General features: G+C 66.2%; 12 protein-coding genes. 6 read left to right on the top strand and 6 right to left on the bottom strand.

The features are described 5' to 3' along the window. The first annotated feature begins 81 nt into the window (after positions 1-81). The 6 genes from gyrB (at position 82) to ACVCMI_RS01615 (ending at position 6,608) form a co-directional block, all read left to right on the top strand. A complete protein-coding gene (gene gyrB / locus ACVCMI_RS01640) occupies positions 82-2,529 on the top strand; it encodes a DNA topoisomerase (ATP-hydrolyzing) subunit B (RefSeq protein ID WP_447097695.1) in 2,448 nt (815 codons plus the stop codon). A gap of 236 nt (positions 2,530-2,765) precedes the next feature. Then, positions 2,766-4,061 (top strand): tetratricopeptide repeat protein, encoded by a 1,296-nt coding sequence (locus ACVCMI_RS01635; protein ID WP_447097696.1) that lies wholly within the window; start codon positions 2,766-2,768, stop codon positions 4,059-4,061. A gap of 211 nt (positions 4,062-4,272) precedes the next feature. After that, positions 4,273-4,926 carry an energy transducer TonB gene (locus ACVCMI_RS01630; protein WP_447097697.1) on the top strand — a complete coding sequence of 218 codons (654 nt, stop codon included), beginning with the start codon at positions 4,273-4,275 and terminating at the stop codon, positions 4,924-4,926. A gap of 81 nt (positions 4,927-5,007) precedes the next feature. Further along, complete coding sequence (locus tag ACVCMI_RS01625) at positions 5,008-5,754, top strand: MotA/TolQ/ExbB proton channel family protein (protein ID WP_395120759.1); 747 nt, start codon at positions 5,008-5,010, stop codon at positions 5,752-5,754. Between the two features lie 11 nt (positions 5,755-5,765). Further along, positions 5,766-6,188: an ExbD/TolR family protein gene (locus ACVCMI_RS01620; protein WP_395120758.1), complete on the top strand. Its 423-nt coding sequence runs from the start codon at positions 5,766-5,768 to the stop codon at positions 6,186-6,188. Between the two features lie 6 nt (positions 6,189-6,194). After that, on the top strand, positions 6,195-6,608 hold the full coding sequence (locus ACVCMI_RS01615; protein ID WP_395120757.1) for an ExbD/TolR family protein: 414 nt from the start codon (positions 6,195-6,197) through the stop codon (positions 6,606-6,608). Positions 6,609-6,753: 145 nt separating this feature from the next. On the opposite strand, the gene ACVCMI_RS01610 is transcribed toward ACVCMI_RS01615, so the two are convergent. The 6 genes from ACVCMI_RS01610 to ACVCMI_RS01585 form a co-directional block, all read right to left on the bottom strand. Then, entirely contained in the window at positions 6,754-7,497 is a 744-nt protein-coding gene (locus tag ACVCMI_RS01610; protein ID WP_447097698.1) for a pyridoxine 5'-phosphate synthase, read from the bottom strand. 79 nt (positions 7,498-7,576) lie between these two features. After that, positions 7,577-8,224: a 4'-phosphopantetheinyl transferase superfamily protein gene (locus tag ACVCMI_RS01605; RefSeq protein ID WP_447097699.1), complete on the bottom strand. Its 648-nt coding sequence runs from the start codon at positions 8,222-8,224 to the stop codon at positions 7,577-7,579. Positions 8,225-8,280: 56 nt separating this feature from the next. Next, positions 8,281-9,738: a glutamate synthase subunit beta gene (locus ACVCMI_RS01600; RefSeq protein ID WP_447097700.1), complete on the bottom strand. Its 1,458-nt coding sequence runs from the start codon at positions 9,736-9,738 to the stop codon at positions 8,281-8,283. Positions 9,739-9,760: 22 nt separating this feature from the next. Next, positions 9,761-14,446, bottom strand: coding sequence for a glutamate synthase-related protein (locus tag ACVCMI_RS01595; protein WP_447097701.1), 4,686 nt, complete (start codon positions 14,444-14,446; stop codon positions 9,761-9,763). A gap of 120 nt (positions 14,447-14,566) precedes the next feature. Then, entirely contained in the window at positions 14,567-16,507 is a 1,941-nt protein-coding gene (gene acs, locus ACVCMI_RS01590; RefSeq protein ID WP_447097702.1) for an acetate--CoA ligase, read from the bottom strand. 227 nt (positions 16,508-16,734) lie between these two features. Further along, the gene (locus tag ACVCMI_RS01585; RefSeq protein ID WP_447097703.1) at positions 16,735-17,007 is read right to left on the bottom strand and encodes a DUF4242 domain-containing protein; all 273 of its coding nucleotides are present in this window, start codon (positions 17,005-17,007) and stop codon (positions 16,735-16,737) included. Between the last annotated feature and the right edge of the window lie 138 nt (positions 17,008-17,145).

The following is a 17,145-nucleotide window of genomic DNA, read 5'->3' as shown; positions in this document are numbered from 1 at the left end:
TTCGCAGGTTGCATAACCCTTGCCCGGCCGATCACGGCGCCGCGTCGGGCCGGGTCGCTGGCGCCAGGAAACGACCTTCGCATGAACGAACCCCTCAACGAATCCCACTACGATTCGAGCAACATCAAGGTACTCAAGGGCCTCGAGGCGGTGCGCAAGCGCCCCGGCATGTACATCGGCGATACCGATGACGGCACCGGCCTGCACCACATGGTGTTTGAGGTCGTCGACAACTCGATCGACGAAGCCCTGGCCGGCTACTGCGACAGGGTCGTGGTCATGATCCACGAGGATGGTTCGGTCAGCGTCGCCGACAACGGTCGTGGCATCCCGGTCGACATGCACCCGGAGGAGCACCGCTCCACCGCCGAGGTGGTGATGACGGTGCTGCATGCCGGCGGCAAGTTCGACGCCAACTCCTACAAGGTCTCCGGCGGCCTGCACGGCGTGGGCGTTTCTGTGGTGAACGCGCTCAGCGATCACCTGTGGCTGACCATCCACCGCGACGGCCATGAATACCTGCAGGAATACTCGCTCGGCGAGCCGCTGTTCCCGCTGAAGGAGGTCGGCCCGTCGGACAAGCGCGGCACTGCCGTTCGTTTTCTGCCCAGCCCGGCCACCTTCACCAGCAACATCGACTTCCACTACGAGATCCTCGCCAAGCGCCTGCGCGAGCTGGCCTTCCTCAACTCCGGCGTCACCATCGAGCTGAAAGACGAGCGCGGGGAAGGGCGCTCGGACACGTTTGCGTACGAGGGCGGCATCCGCTCCTTCGTGCAGCACCTGTCCCAGATGAAGACCCCGCTGCACCCGAACGTGATCAGCCTGACCGCGGAGCAGGACGGCATCGTGGTGGAGGTGGCGATGCAGTGGACCGACTCGTACAACGAGACGATGTTCTGCTTCACCAACAACATCCCGCAGCGCGACGGCGGCACCCACCTCACCGGCTTCCGCGCCGCGCTGACCCGCTCGCTGCAGAACTACATCGAGAAGGAAGGCCTGGCCAAGAACGCCAAGGTCGCCCTGTCCGGCGACGACATGCGCGAGGGCATGATCGCGGTACTGTCGGTCAAGGTGCCCGACCCGAAGTTCTCCTCGCAGACCAAGGACAAGCTGGTCTCCTCCGAGGTCAAGACGGTGGTGGAGCAGGTCGTCAACGAGAAGCTCGGCGAATTCCTGCTGGAGCACCCGAACGAAGCCAAGGCGATCGCCTCCAAGGTGGTCGACGCCGCCCGTGCCCGGGAAGCCGCCCGCAAGGCGCGCGAGATGACCCGGCGCAAGGGCGCGCTGGACATCGCCGGCCTGCCCGGCAAGCTGGCCGACTGCCAGGAGAAGGATCCGGCGCTGTGCGAGCTGTTCCTGGTCGAGGGTGATTCCGCCGGCGGTTCGGCCAAGCAGGGCCGCAATCGCAGGACCCAGGCGGTGCTGCCGCTCAAGGGCAAGATCCTCAACGTCGAGAAGGCACGCTTCGACCGCATGCTCGCCTCGGCCGAGGTAGGCACCCTGATCACCGCGCTCGGTACCGGCATCGGCAAGGACGAGTACAACCCCGACAAGCTGCGCTATCACCGCATCATCCTGATGACCGATGCCGACGTCGACGGCTCGCACATCCGCACCCTGCTGCTGACCTTCTTCTACCGCCAGATGCCCGAGCTGATCGAGCGCGGCCACATCTACATCGGCCTGCCCCCGCTGTACAAGGTGAAGCAGGGCAAGCAGGAGCTGTACATCAAGGACGACACTGCGCTGAACGACTACCTGATCTCCAGCGCGGTGGACAACGCTGCGCTGGAGTACAGCCCCGAGGCGCCGCCCATCACCGGCGAGGCGCTGGAAAAGCTGCTGCGCGGCTACCAGAGCGCGCTGGACCAGATCGCCCGACTGGCACATCGTTTCGACCCCGCGGTGCTCACCGCGATGCTGGAGCATCCGCCGCTGGTGCCGGCGCTGTGGGCCGATGCCGAGGCCATGCAGGGATGGCTGGACGCCGTGACGCTCAAGCTCAGCGCGAGCGGGCTGGGCAAGCCGCATTACACGTTGCGCCTGCGACCGGCACACGCCGCCGCCGCCGGCGCGGCGCAGCCGGCGGCCATCGAGGTGATCCGCGAGCAGCATGGGCTCAGCCACACCTGGTTCCTGCCGCAGCCGTTCTTCGGCAGCGCCGAGTTCCGTCCGATCCTGGCGATCAGCCAGCAGATCGCCGGCCTGGTCCAGCCCGATGCAGTGGTGCGCCGGGGCAATGCTTCGCGCGGCATCCTCCGCTTCGTCGACGCCCGCAACTGGTTGCTGGAGGAGGCCAAGAAGGGGCGCAGCATCCAGCGCTTCAAGGGCCTGGGCGAAATGAACCCGGAGCAGCTGTGGGATACCACGGTCAACCCGGAAACCCGCCGCATGCTGCAGGTCGGCATCGAGGATGCGATCGTCGCCGACCAGATGTTCTCCATGTTGATGGGCGAGGCGGTCGAGCCGCGGCGTGATTTCATCGAGGCCAACGCGCTCAAGGTTGCCAACCTGGATATCTGACGAGGCACCACCGGCGCCTGCCGTGACGTGGCAGGCGCCGGCAGCCGGTGATCGCCGACCGCCGCTGAGCAAGGCTGGGGGCGCGGCCTTCGGCGACACTTTGTTTGTGTCTAACCTGTTGATCTGAAAAGATCTTTTATGCCGCAGCGCAACTTGTTATCCGGGCCCGGATAGGGTTACGCTGCAAGACCCGCCTGTTTGCGTCGACACGTACCGGCCTTGCGATGAGGAACCCCATGAAACAGCTTCGAAGCTTCACTCTGCTGGCCACCGCGGCCTTGCTGCTTGGTCTGCTCGCCAGCCCGGCATGGGCCCGGAAGCAGCACGACGACAAGTCCAAGCAGACGAGCGAGTACCCCGACAGTACGCGCACCGCGCCGAAGCTCGACCTCACCAAGACGCAGGACCAGAAGCAGCTGCAGGAAGGTTTCGATGCCCTCAACAAGGGCGATGCCGCCACGGCCGAGGCGACCCTGCAGAAGCTGCTCGACGACAGCAAGAGCAAGTACGCCCAGGCCATGGCGCTGCGCGGGCTGGCCGTGCTCAAGTACAACGCGCAGGATTTCAAGGCCGCGATCGGCCTGCTGCAACGCGCCCTGGACAACGGCGTGCTGCCAAACGACGACTACTTCGCCATGCAGTACATGATGGCTGTCGCGCAGCAAGCCGACGGGCAGTACCAGGCCTCGCTGGACACCCTCAAGAAGTGGCGAGCCGAGGGCAAGAAGGAAACTGCCGAATCGTATGCCGTCGAAAGCAACGACCTGTATCGTCTGGAGAAGTACCCGGAAGCCATCGCGGCCGTAAAGAAGGCCAAATCGCTGACCGACAAGCCCGAGCCGCAGTGGGACCAGATCCTGATGGCAAGCTATGCCGCCAGCGGGCAGAACGACCAGCTGGTGCAGATGGCGCAGGACAACCTCGCCGCGCATCCGGATGACCCGAAGGTCGTCGAGGCCGCCATCCAGGCGCTCCAGCAGGCGGGGAAATACCCCGAGGCGATCAAGGTCATGGAAGATGCCCGTGCCAAGGGCCTGCTCGGCAACGAAGCGGACTACGTGCTGCTGGCTTCGCTGTACTACAACCAGGCGCTGTCCAGCGACGAACCCAAGCCGATGGCGGACAAGGCGATCGCCGTCATCAAGGAAGGCATGAGCAAGCAGATCATGCAGCCCAGCGCGGAGAACTACGTGCTGCTGGGCAAGGCCGACTACGTGGCCGGCGACATCCCGGCGGCCACGCAGGCGTTGCAGAAGGCGCTGCCGCTGGCCACCGACGGCGAGCCCGCGCTGCAGATCGCCAACATCGAACTGACCAACAACCATTACGCCAAGGCCAAGACGATGGTCAACCAGGCCATCAGCAAGGGCGTGAAGCACATGGGCAACGCCTACCTGGTGCTGGCCGAGTGCGAGCGGGGCCTGAACAACAAGGCTGCGCGCGTCGCCGCATTGAAGAAGGCCGCGCAGGAACCGGAAAGCGCTGACCGGGCCAACGAATTGCTCAAGAAACTGGGAGCTGCAGGCAAGTAGCCATCCGGTATGGCGCTGGCGAAGGTGGACGTCCATTTCACGCCCCGCCAGCGCTATACAAAAGCCATGGCGTGTTGTAACGTTGAAAACCTTTCACTGCGCATTGTTTCAGCAAACCCGTGGCGGGTTCCGTCAGGTCCAACCAGACGGCTCCCGACAGGTCACTGCGGCGATGCGATCCCCCGATTGATCAGCTTCCAGATAGTGACAGATGGCCTCTAGTAACGAAGAAACCGGGCGTTTTAGTTGGAAGCGGACCTGGGCATTGGCAGTGGCCATCGGGCTGCACGCATTTGCCTTCCTGCTGATCGTGGCGCCGATGGCGCCGCCCAATCAGAACCACAAGGAAAAGGAAAAGATCGTCCAGGTCAGCTTCATCGAGCCGCCGCCGCCGCCGCCGCCACCGCCGCCGCCGCCGCCGGAGCCGCCGAAGCAGCCGCCGCCGAAGATCATCCAGCAGGTCAATCCGCCGCCGACCCCGCCGCCGCCGACCCCACCGCCGCCGGTGACCGAGGTTTCCGCCAATGCCGTGCAGGCGCCGCCACCGGCGCCACCCGCGCCGCCGGCGCCGCCACCGGATATCGCGGCCGGTTCGGACCTGAGCTACGGCACCCGTCCGAGTCCGCCGTATCCGCCGATGGCTGCCCGTCAGCGCCACGAGGGTACGGTGACCTTGCTGATCCTGGTTGGCCTGGACGGATCGCCAAAGTCCGTCGAGGTGGAAAAATCCAGCGGCTATCGCGAGCTGGATCGGGCGGCCAAGGACTGGGTCATGCGCCACTGGAAGTTCAATCCAGAGGTGAAGGCCGGCAAGAAAGTGGAGGGCTATGCTCGTGTCCCCATCAACTTCAATCTCAGTGGCTAGAGATAACCACTTCAACCCGCCGTAATCGGGCGACAATCGATTACGGTCACAGTTCACGCTTGACTTTTCTAGGGTAGCGTTATGTTCCTTCAGACTCCTGCTGCAACCGGCAACACCAACGCCGAAGCCATGAAACAGATGGGCTTCGAGAACCTGATGCAGAACTTCGACTGGCTCGGCTGGGTGGTCTTCGTGACCCTGGTCGCGATGTCGTTCCTGTCTTGGTACTTCATCATCGCCAACGGCATTCGCAATGCCACCGTGAAGGCACGGGCGGACAAGGTCATCGACGGTTTCTGGGGCAATGGCTCGACCCAGGACGCCATCCGTGAGCTGGAAGCGCAGCCCAAGAGCGAGCCGTTCTCCAAGATCGCGCTGGAAGCCGCTTCGGCGATGGCGCACCACCAGCAGAGCACTACCGGCACCGCCGGTCGCCTGGCGGAATCGCTGAGCCGCTCGGAGTTCATCGACCGCGCCCTGCGCCAGGCCGTGGCTCGCGAGAGCATGCGTCTGGAAGGCGGCATGACCCTGCTCGCCACGGTGGGCTCGGCCGCGCCGTTCGTCGGTCTGCTCGGTACCGTGTGGGGCATCTACCACGCCCTGATCGGCATCGCCGCCACCGGCAACGCCTCGATGAACGCGGTGGCCGGTCCGGTGGGTGAGGCGCTGATCATGACCGCCTTCGGTCTGTTCGCGGCCATCCCGGCGCTGTTCGCGTACAACTTCTTCAACCGCTCGAACCGCGTGGTCTACGCCCGCTTCGACGAGTTCGCGAACGACCTGCATGACTTCTTTGCAACCGGTTCGCGCATCGAAAGCACGAAGTGAGGGATTGACCCATGGCCGTAAGCCTAGGTGGTGATTCCACGGGCCCGATGTCGGAGATCAACGTCACGCCGCTGGTCGACGTGATGTTGGTGCTGCTGATCATCTTCATGATCACGGCTCCCCTGATGTCGCACTCGGTCACGATCGATTTGCCCATCGCCAACCCGAATGCCAAGACGCCTGATCCGAAGACGCCGCCGATCGACCTGGCGATCAAGGTCGATGGCAGTCTGTACCTCAACGATCAGCCGGTGACCGATGCGGAACTGCGCGCCAAGCTGCTGGTGGAAGCGCAGCTCACGCCGCAGCCCCAGCTGCAGATCCGTGCCGATCGCGAAGTGCAGTTCATGGTGGTGAAGAAGATCATCAGCGATGCGAAGGGTTCGGGCATGGTGCATGTCGCCTTCATGACCACCGACGCACCGAAGGGATAATTCGAGATGGCGATTTCAACCAAAAGCAGCGGCGGTGCGATGGCGGAGATCAACGTCACGCCGTTGGTCGACGTGTTGCTCGTGCTGCTGATCATCTTCATGATCACGGCGCCGATCCTGGCGCACAAGATCGAGGTCGATCTGCCGCAGCCGAACAAGGATGTGATCCCGCCCTCCAATCCGCCCAGCCCGATCAATCTGAAGATCGATCAGAGTGGCGCGTTCTACTGGAATGGCACGCCGGTCGACGAGCTGGGCCTGAAGGCGCAGCTGGCGGTGATCGGCCAGCAGTCGCTGCCGAACCAGCCGGAGATCCAGATCGCCGCCGATGACCACGTGGCCTACGAGTATGTGGCGCGGGTGCTGGCCGACGCCAAGAGCTACAACCTGGTGAAGATCGGCTTCAACGAAGCACGCTGAGCTCGGCGCAAAACGATCCAGGCAAGAGCCCCGCTTCGGCGGGGCCTTTGTTTTCAGAGCTCGGCACCGCGCCGTACCCCGGGAGGTGCCCGCTTGAGCGACGGGTCGCTTGCGGGAAGCGCTTGCCGGGCACGTCCGCCACTGCTCAGCGCAGGATCTGCAGGTAGTGGCGCACGGTGGTGGCCAGTCCTTCGTACAGGGCCTCGCCGATCAGGGCGTGGCCGATCGAGACCTCGGCGAGGCCGGGGATCGCGGCCTTGAAGGTGCCGAGGTTGGCCTGGCTGAGATCATGTCCGGCGTTGACCGCCAGGCCGGCCTGCTGGGCGCGGCGGGCGGTGTCGGCACATGCCGCCAGCGCCGCCGCAGGGTCGCCATCGGCGAAGGCCTCCGCATACGGGCCGGTGTAGATCTCGATGCGCTGTACGCCGATGGCCGCGGCCAGCTCGAAATCGCCGCTGCCCGCGTCGACGAACAGGCTGACCCGGCAGCCCAATGCATTCAGCTCATCGACCAGCGGCCTCAGGCGGGTGGTGTCCTGGCGCAGGTTGAAGCCATGGTCCGAGGTGATCTGGCCGTCGCTGTCCGGCACCAGGGTTACCTGGGTCGGGCGGACCAGGCGCGCGAGTTCGATCAAGCCGGGGTAATCGCCGCGCGGACCCGCGAACGGGTTGCCCTCGATGTTGTACTCGACCCGCCCGCGCAGCATCGCGGCCAGCGCACGGACGTCATCGGGCCGCACATGGCGCTGGTCCGGGCGCGGATGCACGGTGATGCCGCCGCAACCGGCCTCGATGCAGGTCTGCGCGGCATGGCAGATGTCGGGGCTGCGGCCGCCGCGCGAGTTGCGCAGGACAGCGATCTTGTTGAGGTTGACGCTGAGCAGGGTCATCGCGGAAACCACTCCGGGGCGGGAAGAATCGGCTGGCTGGCCCGGCAGCACGCCATGCCGACGGGTGACAGTGCACCGATCATTCGATGTCGGCAAGCAGCGTCGCCGCGCGCACCTTGCGCGGCGACCCGCGCCAGGCCAGCGCGGCGACCAGTTCCGGCGCGAGGTCGAGCCGCTGCAGTTGCCAGGCGCCGACATCTTCGCCGTCGAAGCGCAGCAGCTGCAATGGTTGCGGCGGCGCCGCCACGCGCAGCCGCTGCAGTCCGTAGCCGATGCCGCGTCCATGCGCCTTGAGCAGCGCTTCCTTGGCCGTCCACAGCGTCAGGAACGCGTCGTCGCGCGCGTCCACGGGCAACGCCGCCAGCGCCGCCGTCTCTGCCGCGTCGAAGAAGCGCCGGGCCAGCGCCAGCGCACGCGGTCGGGCTCGCCGGCGCTCGCCGTCGACGCCCGGCGCGATGCCACGGGCGATCGCCACCAGCGCATGGTCACCGCTGTGCGACCAGTTGAAATCCAGTGCCGTGCCGTGGCGCGGATCGAGCCGCGGCCGTCCGTGCGCGTCCTGCGTGAGCTGCAGCTCGCCGGCGTCGACGCCGAGATATGCGGCCAGTATCCGCAACAACGGCAGACGACCGGCTGCGCGGCGGTAGCCCAGATGCCAGACGTGCACCGTCTGGTCGTCCAGTTGCGCGGCAGCGGCGGCGGGAAGGGGCGGGAGCGTGTCGGTCATCCCGCTCATGGTGCGGCCCGTCGCGTCGCGGTACAAGCGACGCGACGGCGCTTGTGTCAACGCGGCAGGCGCGACGTGCCCATCAGGAACTCGTCCACCGCCTGCGCGCACTGGCGGCCTTCCCGGATCGCCCACACCACCAGCGACTGGCCACGGCGCATGTCGCCGGCGGCGAACACCTTGTCGACGCTGGTGCGGTAGGCGGCGCCGCCGTCGACCTTCGCCGCCGCATTGCCGCGCGCGTCCTTGTCCACGCCGAAGGCATCGAGCACGGCTTGCGTCGGCGACACGAAACCCATCGCCAGCAGGACCAGGTCCGCCTCGATCTCGAACTCGCTGTCCGGCACCTCGCTCATGCGGCCCTCGTGCCATTGCAGCCGCACCGCGGTCAGGCTGCGCACGCGGCCCTTGCCGTCGTCGTTGAAACGTTTGGTGGCCACCGCCCAGTCGCGCCGGCAACCCTCCTCGTGCGAACTGGAGGTGCGCAGCCGAATCGGCCAGTACGGCCAGGTCAGCGGCTTGTTCTCCTGCGCCGGCGGCTGCGGCAGCAGTTCGAACTGGGTGATCGCCGCGGCGCCCTGGCGGTTGGAAGTGCCCACGCAGTCCGAGCCGGTGTCGCCGCCGCCGATCACCACCACCTGCTTGTCGGTGGCAAGGATCTGCGACGCCAGCGCGTCGCCGGCCAGTACGCGGTTCTGCAGCGGCAGGAAGTCCATCGCGAAGTGCACGCCGTCCAGTTCGCGCCCGGGCAGCGGCAGGTCGCGCGGGGTCTCGGCGCCGCCGGCCAGCACCACCGCGTCGAAGTCCTGCTGCAACTGCTCCGGCGTCAGCGCGAGCTGCCCGTCCTTCGCGTCGGCGGCGTTGCCGACATACACGCCAGGGCGAAACTGCACGCCCTCGACGCGCATCTGATCGAGACGGCGGTCGATATGCTCCTTCTGCAACTTGAAATCGGGGATGCCGTAGCGCAGGAGCCCGCCGATGCGGTCGTTCTTCTCGAACACGGTGACCGCGTGGCCCGCACGCGCGAGCTGCTGTGCCGCGGCCAGGCCGGCCGGGCCGGAACCTACCACGGCCACGCTCCAGCCCGTGCGCCGCGCGGGTGGCTGCGGGCGCACCCAGCCTTCCTCCCATGCCTTGTCGATGATCTTGTGCTCGATCGACTTGATGCCCACCGCATCGCTGTTGATGTTCAGCGTGCACGCCGCCTCGCACGGGGCCGGGCAGATGCGGCCGGTGAACTCGGGGAAGTTGTTGGTCGAATGCAGCACCTCGATCGCGCGCTGCCAGTCCTGCCGATAGACCAGGTCGTTGAAGTCCGGGATCACGTTGTTGACCGGGCAGCCCTGGTGGCAGAACGGGATGCCGCAATCCATGCAGCGCGCGGCCTGGATCGCCGCGCCGGCGTCGTCCAGCTGCGGGGTGAACTCGCGCCAGTGGCGCTTGCGCAGGTTGGGCGCCTCGCCGGGTTCCGGCACGCGCGGGTAGTCGAGAAAGCCGGTGACCTTGCCCATGATCGTTGTCTCCCCGGGCCGCTCAGGCCGTGATGGCTCGTGTGCCGGGCGCTGTCGCTGCCCGGCCGGCTTCGCCCAGTGCGCGCCGGTACTCGTGCGGCATCACCTTGACGAAGTGCGTGCGCGCGTTGATCCAGTCGTGCAGGATCGCCTTGGCGCGGAAGCTGCCGGTGGCGCGGAAATGGCTTTCCAGCAGACGCCGCAGGATCGCCTCGTCGGTCTCGCCGGGGGCTCCGCGCACCGGCGCGTGCCAGAGTTCGCGCGGCACGCGCAGTTCCTGCTCGACCGTGGAGAGCAGCGGCTCGAGCGCCACCATCGCGAGATTGCAGCGCGCCTGGAACTGCACGTCCGGGTCGTACAGATAGGCCACGCCACCGGACATGCCGGCGGCGAAGTTGCGCCCGGTTTCGCCCAGCACCACCACGGTGCCGCCGGTCATGTATTCGCAGCCGTGGTCGCCGACGCCTTCCACCACCGCGGTGGCACCGGAGTTGCGCACGGCGAAGCGCTCGCCGGCGACGCCGTTGAAGAACGCCTCGCCGCCGGTGGCGCCGTACAGCACCGTGTTGCCGGCGATGATGTGTTCGGGCCCGAAGCCGTGGAAATCGTTCGGCGAACGCACGATGATGCGGCCGCCGGACAGCCCCTTGCCCACGTAGTCGTTCGCCTCGCCGACCAGGTCGAAGGTGATGCCGCGCGCCAGGAACGCGCCGAAACTCTGCCCGGCCACGCCATCGAGTTGCACGTGGATGCTGTCCTCCGGCAGGCCGGCGTGACCGTGCCGCCGCGCCAGCGCGCCCGACAGCATCGCGCCGACCGAACGATCCGTATTGCGGATCGCCACGATGAAGCTGCAGCGCTCGCCCTGCTCCAGCGCGGCGCGCGCCTTGTCGATCAGCGCGTGGTCCAGCGCGCGCGCGAGGCCGTGGTCCTGCTCGTCGACGTGGCGCCAGGCCACGTCGGCGGACACCGCCGGGCGGTGGAACACGCGGCTGAAGTCGAGCCCGCGCGCCTTCCAGTGCGCGATGCCTTGGCGCACGTCGAGCAGGTCCGCGCGCCCGACCAGTTCATCGAAGCGGCGGATGCCGAGCTGCGCCATGATCGCGCGCGCTTCCTCCGCCACGAAGAAGAAGAAGTTCACCACGTGCTCGGGCTTGCCGGCGAACTTGCGGCGCAGCACCGGGTCCTGCGTGGCCACGCCGACCGGACAGGTGTTCAAGTGGCATTTGCGCATCATGATGCAGCCTTCCACCACCAGCGGCGCGGTGGCGAAACCGAACTCGTCGGCGCCGAGCAGGGCGGCGACCACCACGTCGCGGCCGGTCTTCATCTGGCCGTCCGCCTGCACCCGGATGCGCCCGCGCAGTCGGTTCAGCACCAGCGTCTGCTGGGTCTCGGCCAGGCCCAGTTCCCACGGCGTGCCGGCGTGCTTGATGGATGACCACGGCGAGGCGCCGGTACCACCGTCGTGGCCGGCGATCACCACGTGGTCGGCCTTGCACTTGGCCACGCCCGCCGCGACCGTGCCCACGCCGACCTCGGACACCAGCTTCACCGAGATCGACGCCTGCGGGTTGCAGCTCTTGAGGTCGTGGATCAGCTGGGCCAGGTCCTCGATCGAGTAGATGTCGTGGTGCGGTGGCGGCGAGATCAGGCCCACGCCGGGCACCGAGAAGCGAAGTTGCGCGATGTAGTCGGACACCTTGTGGCCCGGCAACTGGCCACCCTCGCCCGGCTTGGCGCCTTGCGAGATCTTGATCTGGATCTGGTCGGCCGAGACCAGGTACGCCGCGGTGACGCCGAAGCGGCCCGAGGCCACCTGCTTGATGCGCGAGCGCAGTGAATCGCCGGGTTCGAGGGCGAGGTCGCTCTCGATGCGATCGGCGCCGAGGATGCTGCCCAGCGTTGCGCCCTCGCCGATGGCGATGCCGCGCGCCTCGTCGCGGTAGCGCGCCTCGTCTTCGCCGCCTTCGCCGGTGTTGGACTTGCCGCCGATGCGGTTCATCGCCACCGCCAGCGTGGCGTGCGCCTCGGTGGAAATCGAACCCAGCGACATCGCGCCGGTGGCGAAGCGCTTGACGATCTCCGCCGCCGGCTCCACCTCGTCCAGCGCGATCGCGGCCGCCGGATCGATGCGGAATTCGAACAGCCCGCGCAAGGTCAGCTGGCGGCGCGTCTGGTCGTTGATCAGCCGCGCATATTCCGCATAGGTCGTCGCACTGTTGGCGCGGGTGGCGTGCTGCAGCTTGGCGATGGAATCGGGCGTCCACAGATGGGCTTCGCCATCGGCTCGCCAGGCGTATTCGCCGCCGCCATCGAGTGCCTGACCTGCGTCGTCGGCCCACGCCGCCTCGTGCTGGCGCAGCGCCTCGGCGGCCAGCTCGAACAGGCCGATGCCCTCGATCGTGCTGGCGGTGCCGCTGAAGTACGTTTCCACCAGTTCGCTGTTCAGCCCCACCGCTTCGAAAATCTGCGCGCCGGTGTAGGACATGTAGGTGGAGATGCCCATCTTGGACAGCACCTTCTGCAGGCCCTTGCCGATCGCCTTGATGTAGTGCGCGATCGCCTGTTCCGCGGTGATCGCGCCGCTGACGGCGACGTGGCGGGCCAGCGTCTCCATCGCCAGGTACGGGTGGATCGCCTCGGCGCCGTAGCCGGCGAGCAGGGCGAAGTGGTGCACCTCGCGCGCCGAGCCGGTCTCCACCACCAGGCCGGCGCTGGTGCGCAGGCCGCGGTTGACCAGGTGCTGGTGGACCGCCGAGGTGGCCAGCAGCGCCGGGATCGCCACGCGCTCGCGGCCCGCGTGGCGATCCGACACGATCAGGATGTTGTGGCCCTGGCCGATCGCGTCGATGGCCTGTGCACACAGCGAGGCCAGCCGCGCCTCGATGCCCTGCTTGCCCCACGCCGCCGGATAGGTGATGTCCAGCTCGAAGCTGCGGAACTTGCCCTTGGAGTAGCGGCCGATCTTGCGGATCTTCGCCATGTCGGCGAAGTCGAGGATCGGCTGGGCGACTTCCAGTCGCAGCGGCGGGTTGACGTTGTTGATGTCCAGCAGGTTGGGTTTCGGCCCGATGAAGGAGACCAGCGACATCACCAGCTGCTCGCGGATCGGGTCGATCGCCGGGTTGGTGACCTGGGCGAACAGCTGGCGGAAGTACTGGTACAGCGACTTGTTCTGCTCGGACAGCACCGCCAGCGCCGCGTCGTTGCCCATCGAGCCGATCGCCTCCTGGCCGTCGTGCGCCATCGGCAGCAGCTGGAATTTGAGGTCTTCCAGCGTGTAGCCGAACATGCGCTGGCGTTGCACCAGCTGCTCGCCCGCGGGCGGCTCGACGTGGCCGACCGGCAGGTCGTCCAGGCGGATGCGGATGTGCTCGATCCACTGCTTGTACGGCCGCGCATTGGCCAGCTGGTCCTTCACCTCCTTGTCGTCGATGATGCGCCCCGCTTCCATGTCGATCAGCAGCATGCGGCCGGGCTGCAGCCGCCACTTCTTCACGATGCGCGGCTCGGGCACGGCGAGCACGCCGGCCTCGGAGGCGAGGATCACCAGGTCGTCGTCGGTGATGATGTAGCGCGCCGGACGCAGGCCATTGCGATCCAGTGTGGCGCCCACCTGGCGACCGTCGGTGAACGCGATCGCGGCCGGACCGTCCCAGGGCTCCATCATGGCCGCGTGGTATTCGTAAAACGCGCGGCGGTTGTCGTCCATCAGGGTGTGACGTTCCCACGCCTCGGGAATCATCATCATCATCGCGTGCGACAGCGGGTAGCCGGCCATCGTCAGCAGTTCGAGACAGTTGTCGAACGAGGCGGTGTCGGACTGGCCGGGATAGATCAGTGGCCACAGCTTGGCCAGGTCGTCGCCGAGCACCGGCGAGGAGATCGCGCCGGTGCGCGCGTTCAACCAGTTGACGTTGCCCTTGACCGTGTTGATCTCGCCGTTGTGCGCGACCATGCGATACGGATGCGCCAGCTCCCACGCCGGGAAGGTATTGGTGGAGAAGCGCTGGTGCACCAGCGCCAGCGCCGACACCGCACGCGGGTCGGTGAGGTCCGGATAGTAGGTGCCGACCTGGTCGGCCAGCAGCAGGCCCTTGTAGACCACGGTGCGGGTGGACATCGAAGGCACGAAGTATTCGCGGCCGTGCTTGAGGTTCAGCGCGCGGATCGCGTGGCTGGAAGTCTTGCGGATCACGTAGAGCTTACGCTCCAGCGAATCGGGCACCATGATGTCCGCGCCGCGGCCGATGAACAGCTGGCGAATCACCGGCTCGCGCGCCTTCACCGCGGGCGACATCGGCATGTCGCTGTCCACGCGCACGTCGCGCCAGCCCAGCACCACCTGGCCTTCGGCGCGCACGGTACGTTCCAGCTCCTGTTCGCACGCGCGGCGCGAGGCGTGCTCCTTGGGCAGGAAGATCATGCCCACGCCGTATTCGCCCGGCGGCGGCAGCTGGATGCCCTGCAGCGCCATTTCCTCGCGGTAGAGCTGGTCGGGGAGCTGGATCAGGATGCCGGCGCCGTCGCCCATCAGCGGGTCGGCACCAACCGCGCCACGATGATCGAGGTTGCGCAGGATCAGCAGCCCCTGTTCGATGATCTGGTGACTCTTGCGCCCCTTGATATGCGCCACGAAGCCCACGCCGCAGGCGTCGTGCTCGTGCCTTGGGTCGTACAAACCCTGCGCGCGTGGCTGGTCCATGGTCTGGGCTCCCGAAACAAGGGGGGAGTCTCGACTATAGTGCGTTGCAACAAAAATAAGCAAGCAAAATCAAATGGACGTATATATGGCCGAATCCATGGCCGGACGATCCGATCCAGATTATTTGATCAAACGTTCGTCGACCAGGTTCTGTACCACGCCCGGGTCAGCCAGCGTGGTGATGTCGCCGAGCTGGTCGGGGCGGTTCTCGCCGATCTTGCGCAGGATGCGGCGCATGATCTTGCCCGAGCGGGTCTTCGGCAGGCCGGGCGCCCATTGCAGGTAGTCCGGCGTGGCAATCGGGCCGATCTCCTTGCGCACCCAGGCGATCAGCTCCTTGCGCAGCTCGTCGCTGCCGGTCTCGCCGGCGACCAGGGTGACGTAGGCGTAGATGCCTTGCCCCTTGATGTCGTGCGGGCAGCCGACCACCGCAGCTTCGGCGACCTTGGGGTGCGCCACCAGGGCGCTTTCCACCTCGGCCGTGCCCAGGCGGTGACCGGAGACGTTGATCACGTCATCCACGCGACCGGTGATCCAGTAATAGCCGTCCTCGTCGCGACGGGCGCCATCGCCGGTGAAGTAGTTGCCGGGGTAGGCGCTGAAATAGGTTTCGATGAAACGCTTGTGGTCGCCGTAGATCGTGCGTACCTGGCCGGGCCAGGAATCGGTGATCAACAGGTTGCCCTCGGCGACGCCCTCCTGCACCGCGCCGTCGGCGTCGACGATCGCCGGCTTGATGCCGAAGAACGGCAGCGTGGCCGAACCGGGCTTGGTACCGATGGCGCCGGGCAACGGCGAAATCATGATGCCGCCGGTTTCGGTCTGCCACCACGTGTCCACGATCGGGCAGCGCTCCTCGCCGACCACGCGGTGATACCACTCCCAGGCTTCCGGATTGATCGGTTCGCCGACCGAGCCGAGCAGTCGCAGGCTGGCGCGGGAGGTGCGTTTCACCGGCTCCTCGCCTTCGCGCATCAGCGCGCGGATCGCGGTGGGCGCGGTGTAGAAGATGCTGACCTGGTGCTTGTCGACCACCTGCCAGAAACGGCTGTAATCGGGATAGTTGGGCACGCCCTCGAACATCACCGTGGTGGCGCCGTTGCAGAGCGGGCCGTACACCACGTAGCTGTGGCCGGTGACCCAGCCCACGTCGGCGGTGCACCAGTAGACGTCGTCCTCGCGCAGGTCGAACACCTGCTCGTGGGTGTAGCTGATGAACACCAGGTAGCCGCCGGTGCTGTGTTGCACCCCTTTCGGCTTGCCGGTGGAACCGGAGGTGTACAGCACGAACAGCGGATGTTCGGCCTCGACCGGGGTGGCCGGGCAATCGGCCGACTGGCCTTCCATCAGCGTGTGATAATAGCGGTCGCGCGGCGACTGCATGTTCACTGCGGCGCCGGTGTGACGCACCACGATCACGGTTTCCACGCTGTTCGTGTTCGGCCGCTCCAGCGCGGCATCCACGTTGACCTTCAGCGGAATGTGCTTGCTTGCGCGCAAGCCCTCGTCGGCGGTGATCACCACCTTGGCCTGCGAGTCGGCGATGCGGCCGGCCAGCGAATCGGGCGAGAAACCGCCGAACACCACCGAGTGGATCGCGCCGAGCCGAGCGCAGGCCAGCATGGCGACCGCGGCCTCGGGAATCATCGGCAGATAGATGGCCACGCGATCGCCCTTGACCACGCCCAGGTGCTTCAGCGTGTTGGAGAACCTGCACACTTCGGCGTGCAGCTCGCGATAGGTGATCCGGCGCGAGTTGGCCGGATCGTCGCCCTCGAAGATGATCGCCACCTTGTCGCCGCGCTTCTCCAGCTGGCGGTCGAGGCAATTCGCGCTCACGTTGAGCTCGCCGTCCTCGTACCAGCGGATGTGCAGGTCCTTCGGATCGAACGAGACGTTCTTGATCTTCGTCGGCGGTCTGGTCCAGTCCAGGCGCTTGGCGATACCTGCCCAGAATGCCTGCGGATCTCTCACGGATTCGGCATACATGTGTGTGTAGTCGTCGTGGTTGGTGCGCGCAGACGCTGCAAACTCGGGGTCGACCGGATAGGTGCTGGACATGGATTTTCTCCTGCTGGACTGGATGGGAGTGATTCAGGCAACCTGCGACAGCCATCGATGCCGCGCTGTGTGCGGTCCTTGAGTTAGCCTGATCGTAATACGACTGGGAGTCGGTACTTCGCTACACAAATAAAGATAGGCGCGTTTGATCCTGCCCGCTCCCGGATCGCGCCGGCTGTCGGCATTAAAAAGGGGGCTGCCGTTGTCAGCGGCGCCGCCGGATGGTGCTACTCAGCCGTTGTTGGATCAATGATTGAGGCAACTTCGGACACACGATTCGCAGGAAAGCCCCCTTCCTCGGCGTGTTTCCGAACCATTTCCTCATCCGGAGCGATGTATACGCAATAGATCTTGTCGCCGGTCACGTAGCTTTGGAGCCATTGAATCTGTGGCCCGATATTGCTCAGTACACCGCAAGACTTCTGCGAAATGGCCTTTAGTTCCTGGGGCGACAACTTCCCGGCACCAGGAATATCACGTTCGATCACGTATTTCGGCATGGCATGGTCCTCTGTTGTCTAGAAGCATAAATAATGGTCAGGCCCATCAGAAAATGTTTCTGCACAAAGGGATCAATGGCGCATCCAGGCGGCCAAGGCTCGCGCCAGAGACTACGCCACCGACCATCGCATGACCAT

This window comes from Rhodanobacter sp. UC4448_H15, assembly GCF_052978265.1.
Note: the sequence above shows the minus strand (reverse complement) of the source record. Positions and strands in the feature narration are given on the sequence as shown.